Genomic DNA, 1749 nt, shown 5'->3' on the forward strand with positions numbered 1-1749 from the left:
GGCCGGGGAGACCGTGCTGGCCGCGATCAACGCCCTGGCCAAACCCGCCGGCCCCGACGATGACCGCAGCGCCGCGCAGCGCCGCGCCGACGCGCTGACCGAACTGGCCCGCCGCGCCCTCGACACCGCCGAGCTCCCCGACACCGGCGGCGCCCGGCCGCACCTGAACATCACCATCGACTTCCACGCCCTACTCGGCGCGCTCGGCGCGCCCGCCGGAGAGTTCGCCTGGACCGGCCCCCTGAGCGGCCAAACCGCCCGCCGCCTCGCCTGCGACGCCATCCTGAGCCGCGTCATCATCCACCCCGATCACCACAACACCGACGGCCATGACGACGGCGACAGCGACGGCGGCGACCACAGCAACCACGACAGCGGCGGCGGCGACGGCGGTGGGGGTGCCCGGGGCGTCCGCGAGCGGGTGCAAGCCATCCTGCGCGCCGCGCTCGCCGCGCTGCCCGCCGCCATCGGCGGCGCCCGCTCCGAACCACTCGACGTCGGCCGCGCCAGCCGCGTGGTCACCCCCGCACAGCGCCGCGCCCTGGCCGTCCGCGACCGCGGCTGCCGCTTCCCCGGCTGCGACCACCCGCCGATCTGGTGCGACGCGCACCACTGGCGCCGGCACTGGCTCGACGGCGGACTGACCGATCTCGACGAACTCGTTCTCTTATGTCGTCGGCACCACCGCGCCGTCCACGAAGGCGGCTGGCGCATCCACCGCGACCACACCGGCCAGTTCACCTTCACCTCGCCGGCTAGAGGGCCGACCACCGCCCGCGCCGCGTAGGTCAACTTAGCGGGGTGGCGTTCGGGGGTTGACGCCGCACGTGGCCACGTCTCCGTATGGGTGACTGGACGTGCCCTCATCGACGTTATTGCGGAGTCCTGGGTGCCACCGGCGGCACACCGGCTCCGCGATCGCCGGGCTCGGCCCATTGCCGGCCGGATTGCGGAGTCCTGGGTGCCACCGGCGTGTGGCTGGTAATTCGGGATCACGGCTTGTCAAGCACTTCCTGCCGGCGGTGTTCGAGTCGTCGAGGGCCACCAAGCCGACGCCCCCACCTCCGCTCCCACCCCGGTGGCAGCCGCCGCGAGCACCGCAGCACCAGCCATCCCGAATACCCAGACGCAGGTGATCACGAAGGCTTTCCGCGCAAGGGGAGGATGACGGGTAATCTGCGGCCGGCCTCTCGGCGTGACGCTGTTGCATCGCCGACGCGAACGCACGACTCAGGGCGGGCTGCGATTGATCGGCGTCGGCCGCGTCGGCCGGGGCGATCCTCGCCGCGCGCGCAGGGCGGGCCCGTCGGGGTGACGCTGTGGCGCGACACGCCCGGTGTGTCGCGCCACACCGTCACCCCGAGGGCGATGATCGTGGCCATGTCCGATTTCCGCTGGAACCAGTGTGACTGCTGTGAAACCAAATAGCTGCTGGTGGTGTTCACGTCCAGAATCCGGACACCGGTCCGGAATGTGGACGCCACCGCGCCCATCGACCCCACCGCCCGGACGGGTGGCCTCGCAAGGCCGAAGGAACGCTGGAACGCGACACACCGCGACTACCAATACGCGCTCACCGGGCGGCACAACGGCTCCGCGATCACACGCACATGCCGCTGTCGGCGCAGTCCCCCGAGCACCGTCGCCGTCCCGGGCTATGACTAATGAAGCGCTTGCCTGGTGCGACGCGCACCACTGGCGCCGGCACTGGCTCGACGGCGGCGCCACCGACCTCGACGAACTCGTTCT

The 1749-nt window shown here is 71.9% G+C and carries 1 protein-coding gene; it reads left to right on the forward strand.

What is annotated here, in order from left to right:
• Positions 1-787 (forward strand): HNH endonuclease signature motif containing protein (locus tag VGR06_RS01125; RefSeq protein ID WP_327557018.1); only part of this gene is annotated, 787 nt, incomplete at its 5' end.
• Positions 788-1749 lie beyond the last annotated feature (962 nt).

It is taken from the genome of Actinophytocola sp., from assembly GCF_036002505.1.
GTDB lineage: Bacteria > Actinomycetota > Actinomycetes > Mycobacteriales > Pseudonocardiaceae > DASYTH01.